The sequence below is a fragment of the Lactobacillus sp. ESL0785 genome, assembly GCF_029395455.1.
GTDB lineage: Bacteria > Bacillota > Bacilli > Lactobacillales > Lactobacillaceae > Lactobacillus.
This window is the reverse complement of sequence record NZ_CP113916.1, coordinates 432,502-455,899: the sequence shown is the minus strand read 5'-3', so window position 1 is coordinate 455,899 and position 23,398 is coordinate 432,502. Positions and strand designations below refer to the sequence as shown.

Below are 23,398 nucleotides of genomic sequence, written 5' to 3'. Positions count from 1 at the left end.
ACCCCTAACCGTTAATTAAATCTTCGGCTTGTTTAAGGACTTTTTCGCCATTCATCATGCCATAAGCTTGCATATCAATTACGGCAACAGGAATATCTTGACCATCTTTACCCTTGCCTTTAACCTTATCCTTCATATCATCTTCCATATAACGAACTTGCGGCCCAAGTAAGACACAATCAATACTCTCTTGACTAATATGCTGGGGTGCTTCCGACGCTGGACAAGCAAAGATCTTAACATCAAGACCTTGCTTTTTTGCTGCTTCTTGCATTTTGGTTACCAGCAATGATGTACTCATCCCTGCTGCACAATTGAGCATTATTGTTTGTTCTGCCATTTTAAATTCCTCCTGAATGTATCCAACAAATTATAATTGTTATACTTATTATTATAAAAACGCTTGCAAAAAAGTCAAACAAACATTAACTTTTTATTATGTTTAAATTCATACTTGAAGTGTATAAAAACCTTATAGTAAAATGCTTTTTGTAAACGTAATCAAATTTTAAAAAGAGGTTTTAATATGTATTCAGCAAAAATGCCAAATAACTTTTTATGGGGTGGCGCTGTTGCTGCCCATCAATTAGAAGGTTCCTGGAAGGAGGGAGGCAAGGGCGTATCAATGGCCGATGTCATGACTGTTGGTTCGGCTACTAAGCCTCGTGAAATAACCGATGGCGTTATTCCGGGTAAAAATTACCCCAATCACAGTGCCATTGACTTTTATCATCATTATGATGAAGATATCAAGTTAATGGCTGAAATGGGGTTTAAGGCCTTTAGAACATCTATTGCTTGGACACGAATTTTTCCTAATGGCGATGATGCTGAACCCAATGAAGCCGGATTAAAATTTTACGACAACTTATTCGATACCTGTCATAAATATGGTGTTGAACCTGTAATTACGCTATCTCACTTTGAGATGCCTTTCCACTTAGCCAAAAAATACAATGGCTTTACTAATCGCAAAGTCATTGACTTTTTCTTACGTTTTGCAACAGTGTGCTTCAAGCGCTATCAAAATAAGGTTAAGTATTGGATGACATTTAACGAAATTGATAATCAATCCGAATATAATAATGACTTTTCAATGGCCACTAACTCTGGTATTTTATTTAAACAAGGTATGACAGATGAAGAAAAAGAAGCTGCAATGTATCAAGCAGCCCATTACGAATTAGTCGCATCTGCTTTGGCTGTTAAGGTCGGACACAAAATTAACCCTAATTTTCAAATCGGCTGCATGATTAACTATTCTCCTGTACGGCCACTAACATCATCTTCAGATGATGTATTACTAGCCGATAAGTTTGAACAACGGCGTGATTGGTTCTCGGATGTCCATGTTTTTGGTGAATATCCTAAAGCAGTCGAGGCCTATATTGAGCATCATGGCTATCGTCCAGACATCACTGACGAAGATCGGATTGTTTTAAAAGAAGGCACTGTTGACTATGTCGGCTTCAGTTACTATCAGACAACAACCGTTTCTGCAGAAAAGGTTAAGCCAGATGAATTGACTGACTTGGCAAAAGCAATTGCTGTAAACCCAACTTTAGAGCGCAGTGACTGGGGCTGGGAAATTGACCCAGAAGGTCTACGCATCGCTTTAAATCATTTAACTGATCGCTACCACTTACCATTATTTATCGTTGAAAACGGTCTTGGTGCTTATGACAAAGTTGAAGCAGATGGCTCCGTTCATGATGATTATCGTGTTGATTACCTGCGCAAACATATTTCAGAAATGGAAAAGGCAGTTGCTATTGATGGTGTTGATCTCATGGGCTACCTTCCTTGGGGTCCAATTGATCTAGTTTCAGCTGGAACTGGTCAAATGGATAAACGTTATGGCTTTATCTACGTTGACAAAAATGATGCCGGCAAGGGAACCCTAAAGCGTTCACGTAAAGACTCATTCTATTGGTACCAAAAAGTAATTAAATCTAATGGTCAAGATTTAGATTAACTATTAAAATAAAAATAAATAGGACTTCTGCATTAATACAGAAGCCCTATTTGTTTCAACAATTTTTACCACATTTTACCACATACCCAAAACTTTCATCCATAATGTACCAATTACACCAAAGATTACTAGATAGACTAGACCAATAATAAAGTTGTTCTTCCACCATTCTCCCTGAGTAACATAACCCGTTGTTGCCAAAATTGATGCTGATGGATTAGCATAATGTGTTGACGAATTATTGATTACTGTAGTAAATGCTAATAACATCGCAGCTAATGGCAATGGTGCACCAGTTGCAACAGCCACTGACAAAAACGGTAAGTATAAAGCTGTCACATGAGCCGTTCCACTAGCAAAGAAATAATGCGTATAGAACATTACTAACACTAAAATAATTAAGACAATACTCCAACTAACACCATGCAAACTCCTCTGAATGGTCTGCGAGAACCAAGCAATAAAGCCAAATGAAATTAATTTCCCTGCCATAAAGACTAAGATTGACAGCCAAACCAAAATATTCCAAGCACCTGCTTGGTTAAAAATATCTTGAGCAGTTAATACACCTGTCAGAAGTAGCAAAGTGACTGCTAAAAAGGCAACAAAAGTTGCATCCAATTGTGGAACTTTGAAAATTCCTGACAAAATCCATAATAAAATTGCCAAGGCAAAAACAGTAGCCATAATCTTCTCAGGAACTGTTACCTTACCCATTTTTGTCAAATTATCTTTAGCCCATTGCTTAGCATTCGGTGTTTCCTTAATTTCCGGCGGATATATTTTATAAAGAAGCCACGGAACAATTACTGCTGAAATTGCGACTGGAACAATTGCTGTAATAAACCAACTTGCCCATGTCATTTGGTAGCCCTTTTGTGCTGCCATTTGCTGTGCAACAACATTTGCTGCCGCACCTGTTAAAAATAATGCCGTAGATAAGATATTGGCATGAAAAGCAACCAAGTCAATATAAGAACCTATTTTTTTACGTGACGGATCATTAGGTTTAGAATCATAACTTTTCGAAATTGATTCTGTCAGCGGCCAAACAACACCACCCGTTCTTGCACTATTAGATGGAATCAAAGCGCCTAAAATCAATTCTAGACCAGTAATTGCATAACCAATACCCAACGACTTTTTACCAAAACGTTCGATCATCCAATACGCAATCCGATTACCTAAACCTGTCTTAGTAATGCCATATGCCATAATGAAAGCCATAGCAATTAACCAAGCTGCAGAATTACTAAATGCGCTCAAGATACCCGTAGTTACAACGCCAGTTTTGGGATTAACAACGTTATTAATTGGCGCTAACCCAACTAACACCATAACTACTAAACCAGTTAAGGTAGTCCCACCAATTGGCAACGGCTTAGTAATACAACCAACAATTGTCGCCACAAAAATAGCAAACATTTCCCAAGCCTGCGGCGTCAGTCCAACAGGTCGCCATGGTGTAGCGCACCACAAAATAACGCCAACTATTAAGGGCGAAATAAACCCTTTATAGTTCACTCTTTCTAAAGTCTTCATATTTCCTCTCTTTCATATTGTGAATAATTTATTTTATACAAAATATTATATGTTTTTTATTAATTATTTACAACAACAAAAGGAGGACTTATTTTTAGAAAAAATGTAATTACTTTAATTTCAATTAAATTTTAAACACGACATTATCACACAAAGCTCTAACCGTAACTACATGAACATCAAATAAGTCTGCAGCATAATTTTTATTATTAATAATCAATTCATTAATCTTTTTTAGCTTATCTGCACTTCCGCGCAAAAAGTTAATTAATGGATGTTTGGGCTTGATACCCAACATTATGCACTTATTGCTATCATCTACAACAACAAAATTACCAATTGCTCGCAAATAACCAATAGGTGCTTGTAATTTTATTGGCTCAAATACAGCAATACCACCATAACGATCAAGTTGATCAATTAATTCTGTCACTTGATCATTAATAAATATTTTAAAGTATTCATTATTTTGATATTTTTGCCAGTTGTTTAAGTCAATTTTATTAGATAAATAAAAATTATTAGGCAACAGTGAAACTTGCGAATAGTATAAACTATCAGCAGCAAACTCACTGTTTTTTACTAACTGATTAGCTGCTAAATTTAGATTTTGAATTAACTCAATAAAGTACGACAAGTAATATCTAAATCCTGGCGTTTTCATATTAATTATCATTCTTTTTAACGCACAATATTCAGCTGCTATTCGATATTCTGTGGCACAATTATTAATTAAATCCTGATAAGCAGTAAAAATTCCAAATAAACGCGGATTAGTATACGAAGATGTTGTACTATCAGCATGCTTATAATAATTATAAAGTGCCTTAGGAACATATGAAAGTCTCTTACAATGACTAATTAGCGGAATCAAAATATCCAAATCTTCATAAGCCATCTTTTTAAAGCTATGATGCTGCCAAATTTCACGACGATATAGCTTATTCCATGAATAAGAATTACTCTGAGCCGTTGTAATATATGTAGCAATATCAATCACACCTTCACCACAAGGCAAAGTAACAACATCTTGTGCAGTTGCATTTTCTACAAAAATTTTATGAACATCACAAATTGCAATATCACTTTGATACTTAATTAGATTATTATATAACTCGGATAAATAATTCGGCTCAACCCAATCATCAGCATCAGTGAAACCAATATATTTACCTTGAGCACATTCTAATCCCACATTTCTTGCCATTCCCTGACCTTGATTTTTTTGATGAATAATTTTAAAAACATCCGGATATTCATGTTCAAATTGTTTAGCAATTGTCAAAGTCTGATCCGTACTGCCATCATCAACTACAATCACTTCATAGCTTTGACTAAAATCTTGCTCAGCCAAAGAAGTCAAACAACGACCCAGTAATTTTTCTTCATTATAGGCTGCAACAATAATTGAAATTTCCATTAATATTTACTCCTGCTAAATTTAACCTTCAACTCGACATAAATTATAACGGTAATCCATTAGTAAATAAATATATTTACGGATAATAAACTATTGGTGGCAAAATAATAACTGGACTCAACATAAGGTGAATTAACATTAAATCAAGTATAAAAAAGCAGTATTACAATTCGTAATACTGCAAAACAAAATTTATTTGAATTACTTAAACAAGTAATTCAAACCCAAAACAATTAATACTAGACCAAAAACGATTCCAGACCATAAAGCAAGTGGTAAAAATGCTGACGTACCCTTACCACCATGCTTCCTAACACCTTGATAGGACTTATATACTGCATACAACTCCCAGATTCCCAATAAAATAAGAATAACCTGAAAAGCTTTTTCAATCATTGTTTTCCTTCCATTTTATTTAAAATGTTACATTTAAATAATTATTATAATCACTCATAATATTTTGTAAATAAAAAAAGAAGACCAACTTGATCTTCCTTAGGTTAACCTATTCACCAGCCTTTTTTAGAGCATCTGCTTGATATAATTTTTCATATAAATCAACCATTTCTCCAGCCAAATCTCTAAAAGTTATCGCATTCATTAAGTGATCTTGTGAGTGAACAACTAGCAAAGTGATGTGTGTATGATCACCCTGAGCTTCCTTAGTTAACATATTGGTTTGCGAATTATGTGCTTGCAGTAAAGAATCATCTGCTTCTTTTAGCTTGGACCGTGCGGTATAAATATCACCCTTCTTGGCAGCTCTAATTGCCTCAAAAGCTAAACTTTTAGCATTGCCACCGTTAGCAATCAAGCCCATTGCAGCCATTAAAGTTTCTTGTTCCTTATCTTCAGCAGTTTTCTTTTCTGCATTTTCTTTATTATCAGCCATGTTATCTCCTTAATTTCTCCTAAATATTAATTTTATATAATATCATTATAGCGCTTTCAAATAAACAGTAAACAATTTAAATATTAAATTGTTTACAAGGCTAAAAATAAACGTTGGATCAGTCCCATACTACTAACTAGACCAAATATTAACTAAAAAAGCTTCTTAGACGTATCGCTCTAAGAAGCTTTACTTATTCATTAATTACAGCAATATCTTTAGCAAACAAATTACACCAGCAATAAAAAATAAAACACTGAAAACAATACTAAACCAATAAGAATTCAACAAAAAAGTAGAAGTTTCCTTATTACCATTAGTCCGAATAAACTGTAAATGCTTTCGAAAAGCATAAAATTCCCATAACCCAGCAAGAATACATACTACTCCCATGATTAGACCAATTAACGTATTACTCATTTATATCACCCTTTACATTATAAATATTGCTGGTTTTATATTAAGCTTAAGCAGTTGCTTTTGCAATACAACGTTATTTATTACATTTTTTATGCTTTTATTTATTACGAACTTGTATTTTTAAATAGCTGTAAATATATTATGTTTTATTAAGTAAAATATTACCAATAATTATCGGTATACTTTTTCCTGTTTCCAGACTAACCACAGAAATAATCTGTCGTTTTAATTTTGCTACTATTAAAGACACCTAGGAAACGTACAAAGTTCTCTCACATACCATCCCAATTATTTTATCAGCGATTTATTCCTTTAATAATCGCTTAGCCAAAGCAAAGTTACCCACAGTTGCTGAGCCATTATTAGCAATTGCTGGCATCACAATATACTTGGTTAAATCTGGTATATCAACATAGCCGTTTAACATCTTAGCAAAATCGCGTCGTACTTTTTGTAAGAACTTTTCACTTGTTACGCCGCCACCAAAAATAATTTTATCTGGTCGCAAAATTAGGGTTACCTGTAACGCAGCCTGAGCTACATAATAACTCATAATATCCCAAACAGGATCAGTCAATGGCACATTCTGTCCCGCTTGATGCAGCCTTGCTTCAAAGGTTGGTCCTGACACTAAGCCTTCAAGACAATCTTTGTGATATGGGCAGACTCCAGCAAAATCAAGATCATCTGGATGACGCTTAAGTAGAACGTGCCCCATCTCAGGATGACCTAATGCACCGACTAACTTACCATTAATAATTGCTCCGCCGCCGACACCAGTACCAATCGTGTAATAAACCAATGAATCAAGATCTTCGTTTGACAATAACGACATCACATATTCGCCATAAGCTGAGCCATTAACATCAGTTGTAAAGAACATTGGCACATTAACCTGTTTTTTCAAAAAGCCAATAAAATCAGTATCCTGCCAACCTTTTTTAGGGGTTGTCGTAATATAACCATATTTAGGCGATGTTTGACGGATTTCCAAAGGACCAAATGAGGCAACACTAATTGCATCAACAGTGAATTGCTTAAAATAATCCGCAGTCTTCTGTAAAGTTTCCTCTGGAGTAGTTGTTGGAAAAGTAATTGTATCCTTAACTTGATAATTTTCGTTACCGACTGCACATACAAATTTAGTACCACCGGCTTCAATTGAGCCTAATAACATAGTTTTTTCTCCTTAATTGCTTGTAATTTATAACTATAATCTCTACTTACTCGTATATTGTCTAAAATCTGTATCATGAGCATGTTTTTGCTCAGTTCATTCTGATATAGAACACCTATTTCATAAAAGTCAATTTTCTTTTTAATATTTCCCATCTCTTCAAAATTATTTTTTATACTGCCTTTTTTCATTTTTATTATCTAATATAATAATTATGTTAGCGCTTATATATTATCAATTCAAGTTTTTAAATAAGATAAAAGTATTGCAACTGTAAATTTATATAATAAATTACCTAGCTACTCTTTCACTTGTAATCCTTAGAGAATGTAATAAATTTTCACTTTAATCTTTTTTTAGTGGTATTCCGATAAAAACTAAAGTAAAATATTATGTGATAAAAAAGGAGAGTCTAATGTCTAAACTTGAAAAACCCGTCGTAATTGGCATTACTGGCGGCTCAGGCAGTGGAAAAACAACCATTGCCCATAAAATCGTTGATCAAATGCAAGAAAATGAGCATGTCTTGATTATGACGCAAGATTCATATTATAAAGATAATACTGGAATTCCAATGAGCCAAAGAATGACGATTAACTATGATCATCCCGATGCCTTTGATATTCCCCTATTAAAAGCTCAAATTAATGATCTGCTTAATTACCAACCAATTGAAATGCCTGTATACGACTTCAAAGAACACACTCGAAGCAAGCAAACAATCCATGTTGAACCCGCTGACATTATTATTCTAGAAGGAATTTTAGTCTTAGCCAGTGAGGAGATTCGTGATTTAATGGATATCAAAGTTTATGTCGATACTGATGATGATATCCGTTTCATTAGACGACTCGAGCGCGATATTCAGGATCGTGGTCGCTCAATTGATTCTGTAATTGAGCAATATTTAGGTACAGTTAAACCAATGTATCATCAATTCATTGAGCCAACTAAACGTTATGCCGACATTATTGTTCCCGAAGGCGGCGAAAACGACGTTGCAATCGATATGTTGACAACTAAGGTACATGCTATTTTAGGAAAAAAAGAAAAATAATAAAAAAGCCACGATATTAATCGTAGCTTTTTTTATTATTTAATTTTCGGTTTTAATCCTCGTGCAAATAACTTAGTAATCAACTTAACCAAAATGCCATCAAAAACAATGGCCGAACAAAGATCAATTAAAAAAATACTAAGTTGTAATTGCCACGAATAATAATTTAAACCATAAACAAGGTATCTTCTAACAAACGCACCAATGCCAGCGCAAACAGCTCCAGTTAAGACACTTTTCCACGAAAACTTTTGATATCGTTCTTTTTTCGGGAAAAAACCTATTTCATTTGTCGCTCCCTGAACTAAGCCAGAAACTATTGTCATAATGCCCCATTGACCACCTAGCAGCATTTCAACCACAGAAGCCAAAACTTCACCAATTATTCCAGCCCCTGGCAAGGGAACAAAGTACATGGTTAACGGTGCTGCAATTAGCCATAACCCTGTAAAGATAGAATCCGTTGCTGGTGCAAAGCCTGTCGGTACCAATAAGATTTTGCCTAAATTATATAAATTATCAACACCAAACTCGTAGATAAAACCTAATAAAATCCCAATTAAGACAACAAAAATAATTGCTTTAATATTCCATTTTGAAAATCTAATAAACATCATTCGCCAGATTCAAATTAATTTACGCTAAGCGCGGCCGCAAAGCACGATCAAATAAGTTGGTAATCAACTTTACCAAAACCCCGTCAAATACAAGTGCAGAAACAATGTCAGTAATAAACATGACAACTTGCAAAGTTATGCTAAATTTATTCCAACCATATAAGAAATAAGTTGGAATAAATGCACCTAGTCCTGCAAAAAATGCTCCAGTCATAACACTTTTCCACGTAAATTGTTGGTAACGTTCTTTTTTCGGGAAAAAGCCAATCTCGTTGGTTGCTCCTTGAATTAAGCCAGAAACAACGGTAATTGCACCCCATTGACCACCAATCGCCATTTCAACAATTGCTGCTAAGACTTCCCCAACTGTACCTGAACCTACAGTAGGGACAAAGTACATAGCCAATGGCGCTGCAATTAACCATAAACCAGAAAAGACAGTATCTGTCACTGGCGCAAAACCGGTTGGCAATAACGCCATTTTAACTAAGTTATAAGCCCAATTAAAGCCGTATGTATAAATGATACCCATAATAATACCTATTAAAGCCACCAAAATAATCGACTTCACATTCCATTTGGATGATCTTGTGAACATAAAAAATACTCCTAACTAACTATGACGTCAGCAAGGAGTACAAATTAAATGCTTGTATTAACACTTCCCTAACGCAGGTATTGTCCTGTTCAGGTTCCAAGGGTATTTCTCAGCTATCAGCACCCCTAGTGACGTTACTTATAAATTAGATATAGTATAGCACAATCATTACTATAAAAAAATCCCCCAATATAGCTTAATTAATGCTTTTTATTTTTGGTAGTTGTTTTACGAATCCATTTAGCAATTATTCCCTTGCCTTCACCCTTCATTGTCGCCTGAAAATTACGACTAAAGGCAATCAAAAAGACCATACAGCAAAAGGCAAAGATAACCATCGCTAACATAAGTACAACTTTATTTTTGCAATAAACCAGAATAATTGTTAGCAATACAATACTGATTACTTCAAGAAGAATACTGTAAATGCGATAACCCGCGCGATAAACCTGCGCGACCAATTTAAGAGCTACTAAAAACAAGACCAGCAAAACTACGACAATAACTAAAGCAGTACCCATTATTCATCCTGATGGCTTTCAAACTTAAATTTAGTCCACGGCCGCAAATATTTGAGTAATGACAATTCGCTTGGTTTAATTGCAGCAATCTTATTTTTCCGTTTATCACTATGCGGCTGTAAAACAACTTGTAGCTCATTCTTATAAATCCCGAAGTCATCATTACCAATTAAGATATCGCCGACTTGAAATTGTTCTTGATTATCATGAGCAGGATTAGCTTCATCACGATGCCAAACTCGTGGCATAGTTGAACGAGCTACTAAGGCATTGCTATCACCACGGCGAAAATGCTTATCTTCTAACAAAATTTGCTTTTCTAATGGACTAATACTTGGCAACAAATCAACATCAAAAGAAAGCATATATCTGTCTAATTCGCTCAGCCGACGTAATTCATCTTCACTAGCATATGAATTACCAATAATGACATCATCAATTAAATTAGTCATAAATAATGACTTAGCCTGTACCTCAATCGGTAAGTATCGGTCGTTTTCACGTGTTGGCAAACCATCATTCACATCCCATGGACCATGTTTACCACATTGACTAGAAACAAACGCAGCTGTATGAATACCATGCTTCTTAAAATTTTTACTACATTCCTCAAAGAAATGGTCTTCTAGGCCGCAACCTACTTGAGGATAAAAGTTATGACAACCATAAATAAACGGTTCATTAGCCTGATAGCTTAAAATATTATCTAAGTAGCCCGTATTGTTACTCATATTTAATTCAATAATCATCTGTTCAGGATTATAAGTCAATTCGGCCTCGGTCTTACCATCAAACCCTTCATCAAGCCTAATTGCTGCAGCACCTAACTCTTTAAAAAATGATAAATCAGTATATGAAACTCCTAATTGCTTAAAAATCCGGGGTGACACATCCAAAGTTGTACTGAAGCCATGCTTATTACCAAACTGAATAATATGTTGAAACTTTTTCTTAGTTGCTTCAACATCCTTAGCTTCTAACATACTCATAAAAATTCGGGTATAGCCATACTTTTCTCCCAGCAATAAATATTGCTCGTCTTTTTGGGCATCACTATGATCAGGATAAATGGATAACCCAATATGTCGCATTGTCATAAAATTTCTCCTTATCGTTTTAACAAAAAGCACTTCACCAATATCTGCTGAAGTGCTTTTTACAAATTATTTTTTCAATTCTTCATTTACTAGGTCAAGCAACTTACCCGCAGCTAGAGGATTATACATTGTTCGCGGAATCATAACAAACTTAATATTATGATCCTTAGCCTCATCTGCAACTGCTTGCTTACGGTAAACAGCCTGTGGTGCCAGTAAGACAACATCATATTGGTCAGCACTCAAATCATCAGCGACATTTTCAGTGCCTGTAGCCTTAACAATTACATCTTGACCACGTTTCTTACCTTCTTTTTCAAGACCTGTAGCAATCAATGATGAACTCATTCCACCACTGCATGATAATAAAATTTTCATCAGGTATCCTCCTAAAATTAATTAAGCCTTTGCAGCTTGAGCTTCTTCAGCAGCTGTTTCAGCTTCAATCTTAACTTGGTGCTTATCCCACATCTTGAAGAATGGGAAGTAAATCAAAGCAGAAACCGCAATATTAATTAACGTAACGATAATTGCCCGCCAATCATAACCAGTAGCCAGAAAGGCACCAATTGGTGCTGGAAGCGGCCATGGAACCATTGACGTTGTTTTATTTAATAGTCCCATTACTGTAGCTGCCCAAGTGATAATCCCATCAGCCATTGGCGCTAAAATAAACGGTACTGCAAAGTAAGGGTTTAACACAATTGGCAAACCAAAAATAATTGGCTCATTAATATTAAAGATACTTGGTACTAAAACAACTGCTCCCATTGCCTTACCAGTCTTAGACTTCGACATGAAAGCTAATAAAATACAAAGTGCCAAAATTGAACCAGAACCACCAATATAAACGAAGAATTGCAAGAATTGTTCAGTCATAAAGTGTGGCACAGTTGCAGCAGTTGCTCCATGAGCAATAGCAGCCATATTTGCATTCAAGTGTGCGTACCAGTATGGGACAACTGGTGTTGACGTAATAGCTCCGTGAATACCGAACATCCAAAACAGTGAATTAAAGAAGATTGGTACTAATACGGAAATCAAATTATCTTTACCAAAGTAAGCTAATGGTGACAATAATTGCATTAAGAAGGCATTAAAGTCAAAATTAAGTCCTACTCTAATAAACCAAGCTACAATAATTAAAACTGCAGCTGGAATTAACGAAGTAAAAGCATTTAAAACAGCTGGCGGAATAACATCCGGCATCTTAATAACTAAGTTATGCTTTTTAAAGAAACGAATAACTTCAACTGATAAAATGGCTACTACCATTGCGGTAAACAACCCGTAAGCACCAAAGTTTTGTGCTGGGAAAACCGTACCAGCTGCAATTCCAGTCGTTTTAGCCATTTGCGGCGTAATTGTTCCTGGCTTAATTGCTAATAGTAAGAAAACCATCGTTGCAATTGTACTGGTTGAATTACGATCCAGCTTATAAGTTTTAGCTAAACTTGCAGCAATTGCATAACAAGAAAACAACGCCATTAACCCAATTGAAAATGTTACTGGAATTGTTAAATCAGCTAAATATGGCGTTAAAGCTGGTTTTAATGCTGGGATCAATGTTGGCAGCTGTGCTACCAACGTAAAAAATGAACTAACAATTGATACCGGAATAATTACCGACATCCCATCACGAATAGCAGTAAAATAACGATTCCCAGCTAAGGATGCCATTCCGTTAGCTATTTTTTCTGAATTAAATTTCATATGTACTTCCTTCATAAGTGAATACAATTAATTTTTATAATTATTTTTCCTTTTCTTTTAGCTCAACTAGTTGCTTATTAATATTAACAATATATTGAGCTAAATCGCGAATCAACTCTGCCGCCATCATTTGATCTTCGGCATGAACTAATAGAATACTAAAAGGTAATTTCTTCTGATCTGCTTCAGAGCTAATTACCTTCAAATGCACCTTCTGTGCTGTTTTCAAGCAGTCATTAGCTTTCTTAAAATCAGCTTCATAATTATCAAAATTACCTTTATCTGCATCATCAATAATCTTCATCAATAACGATCTGGCTTCACCAGTATTGCTGATCATTTCAAAAGCAACCTGTTCAATTCCGTCCATTGGCATCACCTTCTTTCTTAATTTTACTACTTGCTATTAATATAAAACACCACAACTATTATTATCAGTAACAATATGTGCTTGAATTTGTGGATAAGTCTGCTTAATTTGTCTTAACAAGGTTACTCTAAATTGCTGGTTATTAGTCAAAACTGAACCAGATAAAGCTAGCAGCTTCGGCATTGGCTGCGGATAACGCTCTAACAAGCCCACAACTTCTACAGCCAAAGCTGCTGCCTGTTGGGTAATTACCTGTTCAGCCAAATGATCACTTGCAGCCAAAACTGCAATTTCTTTCGCAAAAGCAGCAATTTCTTCACGACTTAATTGATAATATTTTTTCACTAAAGCCGGCATTGTTGCTGTTTTAGTCAGTTGCAACAGCAAGCTTCCCAGAGTTGTTTCTTTTCCCTGATCATATTGTCGCAATGCTATTTGCGTTGCAGCTGCCGCAATCTTATAAGCACTGCCAGCATCATCCAGCAAGTTGCCCCAACCACCGAAGCGGTAACTTTGTCCCTGACAAGTGCCATAAACAATTGAACCTGTTCCAGCAATTACCAAAGTGCCATCTTGTCCGTGCAAGCCGTTAATTAATGCCAATTGTGCATCACTAACTAATTCAACTTTAAGCTGCAGCTGCTTCTGTAGTTCACTAGTTACTTCGTGCACATTACCATTAGTTTCAAGACCAGCAATGCCAATTAAAATTCGTGTGCAGTCAGCCTTACCCAATGCAGCCGTTAACTCATTAATTACCTCCAGCAGACGCCTAATTGTTCCTGTCTGATCCAAAAAAATATTCCCCGGACCAGCTGTCACCTGCTTTAGTAATTGCCCCTGCTCATCGAAGCTGCTAGCAACAATATGCGTACCGCCACTATCAATACCAATTCGATATTTCATGATTTTTCACCTAAATCTTCAGCTAAAAACTGCTTAATCTCTATTCCTAATGATGATTGAAGCAATTGACAAATATCGTGATTACTCTGAGCACGATCAATTACAGTTTGATACAGAGCCGCTAAATCCTGCTTATCAGCTTGAACAGCTGCTGCAGGCTGGATTACGATCTGAATATACTTTGATCGCAATAGATCCCATAATTTTTGATCATTAGCTGCAACACTATCTTCATCTAGCGCCGCATAAACTAAACTAATTAGGTCACCGTACTTGCCCACTAGATAATGGCTACCAGCAAAATCCTTCGTCTGCTGGTTAATAATCGGCGAATTACGCTTATTAGTCAGCAAAATAATTGCTATTTCACGTTGAAAGTCAACTAATGTCACCGTGCCTGTCCAACCTGTATGCCCAATTGTATTAGATCCAGGCTGGTTAGAAAAAATTCGTGCATAACCATCATCAGCCTGCCGCCGCCAACCCAAGCCAAAAGTTGGATCAGCAGATTTGGGTTTAGCAAATTCAGCTAAAGTATTCAAGTCAAAGAACTGTTGTCGCGCGTAGCCACCATAATTAAGTACCATTTGAGCTAAAACTGCTAAATCAGCTGCATTACTGAACAGACCAGCATGACCACTAACACCCTTCATTGTGTAATAAGCCTTAGAATCATGCACCTCACCTTGAATTGTATTCGTTCGAACATGATTAAAATAATTACAACCCGCAAAAGTGTTTCCGTCAAGTTCAGTTGCTGCAATCTGTTCACGATTAAAGCCATGTGCAAGTGGATTAAAAGTAATATGCAGCAATCCTAATGGCTCATAGATATTCTTAAAAACATATTCATCTTCACGTTGACCAGTAATTTTTTCAATAATTAATCCCAAAAGCATGTAGTCAACATCAGAATAAATTGTTTTTGTACCCGGCTGATAACTTAATGGTGTCGCACTAATCTTTGCTAAAATTTGACTCCGATCTTGGGTATAAATCCTAGCAGCCAGTGGATCATGATTATCAAAATACTGTGGGTCAGCTGGAAATCCAGCCTGGTGCTCCAACAAGTCTTGAACAGTCAAATCATTTTTACCCTTAATCTGATCGTCAGGTTGATCCTTAAAGATAGGAAAAATACTAGCAATCTTCGCTTTTAAATCTAGTTGCTGCTCATAAACTAATTTTTGTAAAGCTAAATTAGTAGCCCACATCTTAGTATTAGAAGCAATATCATAAAGTGTTCCATCAGTTACTCTAGGTGCAGCTGTCAACATCTGACCGGTTTGCGAATAGCGATTAACCCGTCCATAAGACTTCTGCTTCACAATTGCACCATTATGAATAACTACTAATTGTGCTGACGGAAAGCCTGCTGCAATTTCATTTTCAATTAACGTATCAATTAACTTAAAGCCATTATTTTTCTGATATTGCTTTGTCTGATCCACTAAAACTGGGTAAGGAATTTTAAGCTGCAGCTTTTGGTTAACGGTATTTAAACCAACTTGCAACTTATTAACCCCGTTAATTGTATAGCTGCTAATATCAACCTTTACCCAAACCAAAGCTGGTAAAGCCGCAAGTTCCAACGGTTGACCATTAATCAATAATTTATCTTTAGTCGCCGTTGCAGCCAATCTTAGATAAAGCACTCCTTGGCCAAAATATGACTGAAAAGTTTGCATTTGCAAGTTAAGAAGCGCCGTTGTTAAGTTCACTGCTGGTACTGCTTGAGGATAAGTAATATCCTGTTGAAAAGAGCCGTGTGGTTCACTTTCAAGTGCGATAAATTCAATCATGCTTGGCTTCACCATTATTTTTTAATTGCGCAATTACCCAACTATAAGCCTTAGGAGCTACTTTAGCCCAATAAGTCCAATTATGATCATCAATATTATCTTCGACGAACTTAACCTTAACCTGATTTTGCCGTAATTTTTGAACAAAATCTCTAACATCAGCAACTGGAACAACTGTATCTTTAGCCGTTGTTTCTACATAAAAACTACTTTCTTTACTTTGCGAATTAAGATAAGCCGTCGGAAAAGTTGCGTTATATAACTTAGTTGACCACGATTCTTCTTCATTCTGCCAAGCATGCAAAGTCTGCCGAAATTGATTATCTTCAGGTAAATCCCGCCACACAGCTGGTGACAGTAATATCGCCTTACTCCAATAATCAGGATACTTTAAGGCTAATCGGGCAGCACCATAACCGCCCATCGAAATTCCACCGATTATATGAGCTGCCTTTTCAGATTTTATCCGATATTTATGTTCAATTAACGAACACAAATCCTGCATAATTGCGGCTTCCATCTGCATCCCGCCAGCTTGGCCATTAATATAAAAAGAATTGAAGCCATCAACAAACACGCCAATCAGCTTTACACCACTTGCAGCAATCAGCTGATCTAGCATCTGTTGGGAATCAAATCGTTCTAACAAATTACGATGATTACCACCCAAGCCATGCAATAAATACAAGACAGGGTAACCGCCAGGATTATTTTTGTCATAGCCTGCCGGCAAGTAAACATCATAATTCCAATCCAAATTTAATTTAGATGAATAAAACATGTCAGTTATAACTTGACTCTTGGTTTCAATTCGATTATGTATATTTGTCATCATTATTATCTCGATAATTTTCTTAGTAATCGCTTACAGATAAATTGTATTATATCTGAAACAATGTTACCATATTTTTCTGTAAAATTTGTAATAATCTTTCGAGATTTTTTAATTATAACTTAAAAAAGTTCACGGCTGCAACTACGCAACTATGAACTTTTATGTTATTAAAATCAAACTACACTAATCTGCTAAGTTCTTTAATCCGGGCAAGCTAAACATAATTAGCAAACTAATGACATACAGACTAGACAAAAAGCCCATCACTACCGTTAAGTTGTAGTGATCCATTAAAATGCCAATAATTACCGAAGAAAAACCACCAATTGCTCGGCCAATATTAACAATAATGTTGTTAGCACTTGAACGAATTTCTGTTGGGTATAACCTACTGATAACCGCGCCATAGCCGCCAAACATCCCGTTAGAAAAGAAACCGACCACTGCCCCAATTAATAACAAGCTGAGTAAGCTATTCGCTAAACTCAAAGTGTATACCATGACTGCAGACCCAATTAAAAAAATTGCAAATGCGCGTCGCGGACCAAAATGATCAAAAATCGTTCCAAAAGTCATCATGCCAATACTCATTCCCACAATTGTTGCAATCATCCACAAACTTGAATTAGCCACATTTAAGTGTAACTGCTTCTGTACAATCGTTGGCAACCAATTCATTAAGCCAAAATATCCAGCAATTTGCACAGTCATCATGATCATTAATCCGATACTTTGCCAAGCAAGTCGAGCAGAAGCAAACATTTTTTGCGCAACATTAACTAATAATGAGCCCTTTTCTTCTGCTTTAACTGTTAAAAACTGCTTACTCTCATGTAAATGTCTTCTCACAAAGATAATTAAAACAACTGGTACAATTCCCACTAAAAATAACATGTGCCAACCTGCAGTTGGAATAATCCAAGCTGCAATTAAAGCGGCAAAAATGGCACCAACTTGGCCACCAACGGCTGCAATTGAAGTCATTTCCCCAATCTGATTTTTAGGAAAGGCTTCAGCAATTAAAGCTATTCCTACACCATACTCGCCACCAGCACCAATTCCAGCCAAAAACCGCAAGCCATAAATTAAGTAAAGATTATTCGCAAATGCCATACAAGCTGTTGCTACGGCAAAAATAATTACAGTATGACTAAAGGTCTTTACCCGACCAATTTTATCGCCCAAAATACCAAATACAATACCGCCAACTAGCATCCCCAAATTAGTAACTGATGAAATTAGCCCAGCAGCACCACCAGACAAATGTAGGTCGCTAATAATTGAGCTCATCGCAAACGATAAAAAAAGTACATCCATGTTCTCCAACATAAAACCAGACGAAGTTGACGCAATTGTCCACTTCTGTTCCTTAGTTAGGCCATGACTGTACTCATTAATTATATTCATCTTTAATTCCTCCGAAACAAGCGCTCTCTGTCGCTTAATTATTTCTTTGAAAGTTTATTTTACTCGTTTATTAATATTTTGCAACTAAAAAATTATTTTTAAAATTGACTAAAACTGGCTAATTTTTCCTTAGTTAAATCACGAATAATTGCCACTGTTAAATCAACTGCCGCCTTAAAATCTTGGTAAGCAGTAAAGCAATATGGCGAATGCTCATAACGAACTGGAATGCCAATTACAATCGTTGGTGCCCCATTTTCATAATAAATTGCGGCGCCATCTTGACCCCCACCAGTTCGAACTGAACGAGTATAGGCAATATGATTTTTATCAGCCTGATCACAAGCATATTGTTCAAACTTAGGATTAGGCAAAAACGAAGTATCCATGTCACGGATCATTGGACCATGCTTCAGAGCTGTTTGCGATAACCAATCAGGTGTAAAAGTGTCATCTGCTGGACATGATTCCAGCACAATGCCAACATCTGGTTTAATTGTTTTTGCTGTCACATAAGCACCACGCAGACCAACTTCTTCTTGACTAGACAGGGCCGCAACAACATTAAATGGAGTCTCTTCACCTTTTAAATTATCCAAGACATCAGCCATTGCTGCTGCACCAAAACGGTCATCAAAGTCTTTACCAAAAAACAAACCAGACTTTTCATGATATTCACACTTAACATCAACAAAAATAGGACAACCAGTATCGATTTTATAATCATTAATCGTTTCTGCACGAGAACTTGAACCAACATCAATTGACATTTCAGCAACTTCAGGTACATTGTTCCGTTCTTCTTGAGTCATAAAATGCGGTGGCTTAGTTGCAACCACACCTGGAATATACTCACCATCACGATTTCTCACTTTAACTCGCAAAGCTGGAATATTGTACTTCACCCAGCCGCCAAGGGGCACAAACTTTAACATACCACTCGGTCGCACTGCCTGCGTAATAAAACCAACCGAATCAGAGTGGGCATCAAGTTGAATGACGGGCTTATTAGCCTGATTCTCTTTTTTGGCTGCATACACATTCAACATCCCGTCGACCTTAACATCAGCAATATCTTTAACTGTCTTAGTAAACAATTTGACAAATTCTTCTTCAAAGCCAGAAGTTGAGTTAGCATCCGAAAATGCCTTTAACATCTTTATTTCTTGTTCTTTTTTCATTTGCTTAGCCTTTCACTTAAAAATATTTACTTTCATTGTAACAAAGATTCTTACGCGTGCCTTAATCAATTTAATCATTTTTTCAGATAAAACGATAAATTTTAATTTTTACAGAAGTTTAATATTGTCTTAGTCCTTAACCCCCTTAAAAAGTGCTAATCATCCTTCTTTTTCATCTAAAAAATGATATAATCAAACGTATTAGGAATCTTGAATTAGTTGAAGTGAAGGATAGATAAATGCCAAAAAACGACAATATTAATAGAATTATTGATCATAAATTATTTACTGAGGATGATATTCATCAAATGTGTGTCCGCTTAGGTAAGCAGCTGACCGAAGATTATGCCGGAAAAAAGCCACTAGTGGTTGGTGCTCTTAAGGGTGCGATTTTCTTTTTAACTGATTTAGTTCGTGAGATGGATGTTGAAGAAGAATTAGACTTTATGGACGTTTCCAGCTATGGCGAAGGATTCTCATCTTCAGGTAAAGTTGAGCTTGTCTCAGATTTAACTACTGATGTTAAAGATCGTGATGTTTTAATCGTTGAAGATATTGTTGATACCGGTTTAACTCTCCAATACATGAAGGATTTACTTAAAAAGCGTGGTGCTAAGAGCGTTAAATGTTGCGTTTTGCTTAATAAAGAAGCTAACAGAGCTACTGACGTTGAAATTGAATATTACGGTTCAAAAGTTGGTAATGAATTTGTCGTTGGTTACGGCCTTGATTTCATGAATGCTTTTCGCAATATCCGCTACATTGGCGTTTTAAAACCAGAAATCATTAAAATTGTTAACAACAAATAAGCAATAAAAAAGGACTACTTCATATAAGCAGTCTTTTTTTGTTAGTCAAAATTATTCAGATTTTTGCTTGGTATCCTTAGCCAATGGCTTCACAATAAACCAGCGCATAAAGCCCTGTTCAATGCTGTCAAGTTTAAATTCAAAGCCACCAAATTCAACTGCTTCATCCTTTTTAAGATCTGGATAATGCTCCATCATATAACCACCAATTGTTATGATATCACTATTTTGAAAGCTCTTTAAATCACTTCTGAAATAACGTTCAAAGTCATATAAGGTAGTCTTGCCAGACACATGAATTTTACCTTCTTTATCTTTGATAATGTAATCATCGGATACATCATCAATTTCATCCTTAACAGTACCGAACAATTCTTCATAAATGTCCTTATCTGTGACGATACCGCTTGTTCCACCATACTCATCTACTACGAGTACAATTGGTGTATGCTTTTTGATCATTAAATGCAGAATATCTTGAATTGGCATTGATTCCGGAACTGTAATCATTGTCCGAATGATCCGAGTAACGGCTACCTGAGCATCAATGCGACTCTGCTGCACAACATCAAAAGCATAAACATAACCAACAATGTCATCTTTATTATTGTTACGCACAACTGGTAATCTGCTCGCGCCTTCTTTAAGGTATGTTTTCAATGCTTGCGCAATTGTATCAGTCGAATTAATCACAATCAATCGCGTACGATCAGTCATAATATCTTTGGCAACCTTATCATTTAATTCAAATGCCCGCTTCATATAAGTTAAGTCATTCTTATCAAGTGAGCCACCATGAACTGCCTTACGTGATAACTTAATAATTTCGGATTGTGAATAAACCTGATTTTCTTCATCAGCAGGTTCAAAGCCTAAAATTTTCAACAAGCCATTAGAACTAGTATTAAGCAACCAAACAAAAGGATAAACAAGTGTGTGAAAACATTGTAATGGTGTTACTAATTCCAGCAGCATTTTAACAGGCATATCGATTGCAATATTCTTAGGTACAATTTCAGTTACTACTACTTCCAAGTAAGTTAACAAAATCACTCCTAGTAACGCGCTAATTGAACGAATAAGTGAATGGTTCAGATTAGTTAGATTAAGTAAATTAGCAAAAAGAGCTGCAAATGTATCTGCTGAAAACCAACCCAAAATGACACCAACAAGTGTCGTACCTACTTGGGTAGTTGATAAATATTCATTTAAATTATGCACCATGTGCAGTGCACGCTTCACCTTGCGGCGGTTGCCATTATTATTAGCTAACATATCTTCTAGCTGGCTTGATCTAGTCTGCACTAACGCAAACTCAGCCGCTACAAAGAATGCAGCAAAGATAAAAATTACTAAAGTCGCTATTAAGTAAGTAAGTATTTGGGCTGTACTCAAAATTATGATCACCTTTTGTTAAAAATTAAATCTTATAACTTATATTTTAGCATTAATAGCATTTTTTCTTCATCAAAAACTAGATTTTACTTAACTAATTTATAAATTTTTTCAAATGGTAATCGATCTGGATAAAATTTTGGATCATTAACTTCTGCTGATTTATCTTTATAGCCAAGGCCAATTGCCATCCCCACTAACTCATTTTCTGGAATCTTACCATACTTACGCACCAATTCAGGATACGAAACCATCGAGTGTGCCGGCATTACTGACAATCCTTCATCAAGTGCCAGCAACATAATACTCTGCGCAAAAATCCCTAAATCAAAAACTGACCAAGCAGGTGACGTTCGCGGAATTGTCAAAAAAGCAACATCCTGTGCGTTAAACATTGTATCATTAGCTTGCGTAAACAATTCCATGCGATTGCGGAAAAAGTATGGCTGTGACGCACCAACTGCTGCCATATTTTGACTCGGATATGAATCCCAATTAAGTGACAACATCGTCGCAAAATCTTCATGGGGATTAATATGATTCTTGATTTGCTCGGCAACTTCCTTCTTTAAACCGCTAAGTGCATCGCCGGTTACCATATAGATACGCCATGGTTGTGAATTAAGTAATGATGGTGATTGCTGTGCTTCTCTGATTATTTTAGCAAGTAATTTTTCATTAACTTTACGATTAGTAAACTTACGCGTTACACGTTCATGATTATATACATTATTAAATTCCATTCCCATTCAAATCCTTACATATAAACTGAGCATATTTAAAACACTCGTTATTATTAAATGAATAACTTTATAAATAAACCAAACACAGGTAGAGTCCTTTCCGCCACATAGGTATTCGCTAACTATTCCTTAAAAAAGCAATAAATTACGAACTACCATTAATTAAGTCAGTCATATACACACTAATAATATTAATAAATAATGCGCAATAATGCAAAGGTTATCAGTAAAGATAACAAATAATTTTTACTTATTTTTTTAATTAAGTAATATTAAGTTAATAATTGGTTTAATCGGCGTAATAGATACGAATATTACTTTAATGTTATTATTTTTTCAATAAATAACTTTCGTTTGTATTAGTCAAAACAGTTGCTTTTCCTTCTTTTCGTTTTTTAATAGCCGCAATATACAAAAATAGTAGTTTAATTAGGCAAACTAATTAAACTACTATTTTAAACTTTATACTTACGGCGAAGTTCACGTTCTTGATCGCGTTTCTTAATTGTTTCGCGCTTATCATATTGCTTTTTACCTTGACCAACGCCAATCAGAACCTTGGCAAAGCCATGCTTTAAGTATACTTTAAGCGGTACAATCGTAACCCCACGTTCTTGCTGTTCCTTAGCCAAGCGCGCTAATTCTTTTTTATGTAACAGCAGGCGACGACTACGAAGTGGTTCATGATTATAACGGTTACCTTCTTTATACTCACTGATATGCACATTTTCTAAAAAAGCCGAACCATTAATCACCTGAACATAACCATCACGCAGCGTAATTCTACGAGCGCGTACCGATTTGATTTCAGTACCAGTTAGTGCAATTCCTGCTTCATAGGTATCCTTGATGAAATAATCATGATGCGCTTTTTTATTTTGAGCAATTAAGTTTTCATTTTTTTCTTTCATCAGTTATCTG

The 23,398-nt window shown here is 35.8% G+C and carries 25 protein-coding genes and 1 riboswitch; of the genes, 3 read left to right on the top strand and 22 right to left on the bottom strand.

The features are described from left to right. Positions 1-4 precede the first annotated feature (4 nt). Positions 5-340: a PTS sugar transporter subunit IIB gene (locus tag OZY43_RS02350; RefSeq protein ID WP_277165581.1), complete on the bottom strand. Its 336-nt coding sequence runs from the start codon at positions 338-340 to the stop codon at positions 5-7. 186 nt (positions 341-526) lie between these two features. On the opposite strand from OZY43_RS02350, the gene OZY43_RS02345 reads away from it, so the two are divergent. Continuing rightward, positions 527-1,975 (top strand): 6-phospho-beta-glucosidase, encoded by a 1,449-nt coding sequence (locus OZY43_RS02345; RefSeq protein ID WP_277165579.1) that lies wholly within the window; start codon positions 527-529, stop codon positions 1,973-1,975. Positions 1,976-2,050: 75 nt separating this feature from the next. Here the strand turns inward: OZY43_RS02345 and OZY43_RS02340 are convergent, their stop codons facing one another. The 6 genes from OZY43_RS02340 to scrK form a co-directional block, all read right to left on the bottom strand. Beyond that, the gene (locus OZY43_RS02340; protein WP_277165577.1) at positions 2,051-3,517 is read right to left on the bottom strand and encodes a DASS family sodium-coupled anion symporter; all 1,467 of its coding nucleotides are present in this window, start codon (positions 3,515-3,517) and stop codon (positions 2,051-2,053) included. A 124-nt stretch (positions 3,518-3,641) separates the two neighbouring features. Continuing rightward, positions 3,642-4,937, bottom strand: a complete 1,296-nt coding sequence (locus tag OZY43_RS02335) for a glycosyltransferase (protein ID WP_277165574.1) — start codon at positions 4,935-4,937, stop codon at positions 3,642-3,644. A 201-nt stretch (positions 4,938-5,138) separates the two neighbouring features. Then, the gene (locus tag OZY43_RS02330; protein ID WP_277165572.1) at positions 5,139-5,333 is read right to left on the bottom strand and encodes an immunity protein; all 195 of its coding nucleotides are present in this window, start codon (positions 5,331-5,333) and stop codon (positions 5,139-5,141) included. Positions 5,334-5,442: 109 nt separating this feature from the next. Next, on the bottom strand, positions 5,443-5,829 hold the full coding sequence (locus OZY43_RS02325) for a PTS lactose/cellobiose transporter subunit IIA (RefSeq protein WP_277165570.1): 387 nt from the start codon (positions 5,827-5,829) through the stop codon (positions 5,443-5,445). A 204-nt stretch (positions 5,830-6,033) separates the two neighbouring features. Continuing rightward, entirely contained in the window at positions 6,034-6,249 is a 216-nt protein-coding gene (locus OZY43_RS02320; protein ID WP_277165568.1) for an immunity protein, read from the bottom strand. Positions 6,250-6,553: 304 nt separating this feature from the next. Beyond that, on the bottom strand, positions 6,554-7,426 hold the full coding sequence (gene scrK / locus OZY43_RS02315) for a fructokinase ScrK (protein ID WP_277165566.1): 873 nt from the start codon (positions 7,424-7,426) through the stop codon (positions 6,554-6,556). 415 nt (positions 7,427-7,841) lie between these two features. On the opposite strand from scrK, the gene udk reads away from it, so the two are divergent. Then, positions 7,842-8,483 carry a uridine kinase gene (gene udk / locus OZY43_RS02310; RefSeq protein WP_277165564.1) on the top strand — a complete coding sequence of 214 codons (642 nt, stop codon included), beginning with the start codon at positions 7,842-7,844 and terminating at the stop codon, positions 8,481-8,483. 35 nt (positions 8,484-8,518) lie between these two features. Here udk and OZY43_RS02305 read toward each other — a convergent pair whose 3' ends face one another. The 12 genes from OZY43_RS02305 to OZY43_RS02250 form a co-directional block, all read right to left on the bottom strand. Beyond that, positions 8,519-9,097, bottom strand: a complete 579-nt coding sequence (locus OZY43_RS02305; RefSeq protein WP_277166322.1) for an ECF transporter S component — start codon at positions 9,095-9,097, stop codon at positions 8,519-8,521. Positions 9,098-9,119: 22 nt separating this feature from the next. Beyond that, a complete protein-coding gene (locus OZY43_RS02300) occupies positions 9,120-9,698 on the bottom strand; it encodes an ECF transporter S component (protein WP_277165562.1) in 579 nt (192 codons plus the stop codon). Positions 9,699-9,746: 48 nt separating this feature from the next. Then, a riboswitch (TPP riboswitch) is annotated at positions 9,747-9,835 on the bottom strand. Between the two features lie 63 nt (positions 9,836-9,898). Beyond that, the gene (locus OZY43_RS02295; RefSeq protein WP_277165559.1) at positions 9,899-10,219 is read right to left on the bottom strand and encodes a hypothetical protein; all 321 of its coding nucleotides are present in this window, start codon (positions 10,217-10,219) and stop codon (positions 9,899-9,901) included. Beyond that, a complete protein-coding gene (locus tag OZY43_RS02290) occupies positions 10,219-11,316 on the bottom strand; it encodes a MupG family TIM beta-alpha barrel fold protein (protein ID WP_277165557.1) in 1,098 nt (365 codons plus the stop codon). Before OZY43_RS02290 ends, OZY43_RS02295 begins: the two co-directional genes overlap by 1 nt. A gap of 66 nt (positions 11,317-11,382) precedes the next feature. Beyond that, positions 11,383-11,694 carry a PTS fructose transporter subunit IIA gene (locus OZY43_RS02285; RefSeq protein ID WP_277165555.1) on the bottom strand — a complete coding sequence of 104 codons (312 nt, stop codon included), beginning with the start codon at positions 11,692-11,694 and terminating at the stop codon, positions 11,383-11,385. 21 nt (positions 11,695-11,715) lie between these two features. Then, entirely contained in the window at positions 11,716-13,029 is a 1,314-nt protein-coding gene (locus OZY43_RS02280; RefSeq protein WP_277165552.1) for a PTS transporter subunit EIIC, read from the bottom strand. 40 nt (positions 13,030-13,069) lie between these two features. After that, positions 13,070-13,399, bottom strand: coding sequence for a PTS lactose/cellobiose transporter subunit IIA (locus OZY43_RS02275; RefSeq protein ID WP_277165550.1), 330 nt, complete (start codon positions 13,397-13,399; stop codon positions 13,070-13,072). Positions 13,400-13,435: 36 nt separating this feature from the next. Further along, a complete protein-coding gene (locus tag OZY43_RS02270) occupies positions 13,436-14,305 on the bottom strand; it encodes a BadF/BadG/BcrA/BcrD ATPase family protein (RefSeq protein WP_277165547.1) in 870 nt (289 codons plus the stop codon). Then, entirely contained in the window at positions 14,302-16,107 is a 1,806-nt protein-coding gene (gene pbp4b / locus OZY43_RS02265; protein ID WP_277165544.1) for a penicillin binding protein PBP4B, read from the bottom strand. The genes OZY43_RS02270 and pbp4b overlap by 4 nt, the downstream gene beginning before the upstream one ends. After that, a complete protein-coding gene (locus OZY43_RS02260) occupies positions 16,100-16,942 on the bottom strand; it encodes an alpha/beta hydrolase-fold protein (RefSeq protein WP_277165541.1) in 843 nt (280 codons plus the stop codon). The genes pbp4b and OZY43_RS02260 overlap by 8 nt, the downstream gene beginning before the upstream one ends. Positions 16,943-17,125: 183 nt before the next feature. Beyond that, complete coding sequence (locus OZY43_RS02255; RefSeq protein ID WP_277165539.1) at positions 17,126-18,349, bottom strand: MFS transporter; 1,224 nt, start codon at positions 18,347-18,349, stop codon at positions 17,126-17,128. 98 nt (positions 18,350-18,447) lie between these two features. Continuing rightward, entirely contained in the window at positions 18,448-19,530 is a 1,083-nt protein-coding gene (locus OZY43_RS02250; RefSeq protein WP_277165537.1) for a M42 family peptidase, read from the bottom strand. Between the two features lie 239 nt (positions 19,531-19,769). On the opposite strand from OZY43_RS02250, the gene hpt reads away from it, so the two are divergent. Next, on the top strand, positions 19,770-20,339 hold the full coding sequence (gene hpt, locus OZY43_RS02245) for a hypoxanthine phosphoribosyltransferase (protein WP_277165534.1): 570 nt from the start codon (positions 19,770-19,772) through the stop codon (positions 20,337-20,339). Positions 20,340-20,390: 51 nt separating this feature from the next. Here the strand turns inward: hpt and OZY43_RS02240 are convergent, their stop codons facing one another. From OZY43_RS02240 to smpB, 3 genes are all read right to left on the bottom strand, one after another. Beyond that, positions 20,391-21,734, bottom strand: coding sequence for a hemolysin family protein (locus tag OZY43_RS02240; protein ID WP_277165531.1), 1,344 nt, complete (start codon positions 21,732-21,734; stop codon positions 20,391-20,393). Positions 21,735-21,820: 86 nt separating this feature from the next. Next, a complete protein-coding gene (locus OZY43_RS02235) occupies positions 21,821-22,477 on the bottom strand; it encodes a nitroreductase (RefSeq protein WP_277165528.1) in 657 nt (218 codons plus the stop codon). A gap of 455 nt (positions 22,478-22,932) precedes the next feature. Then, positions 22,933-23,388, bottom strand: a complete 456-nt coding sequence (gene smpB, locus OZY43_RS02230) for an SsrA-binding protein SmpB (protein ID WP_277165526.1) — start codon at positions 23,386-23,388, stop codon at positions 22,933-22,935. Positions 23,389-23,398: the final 10 nt, after the last annotated feature.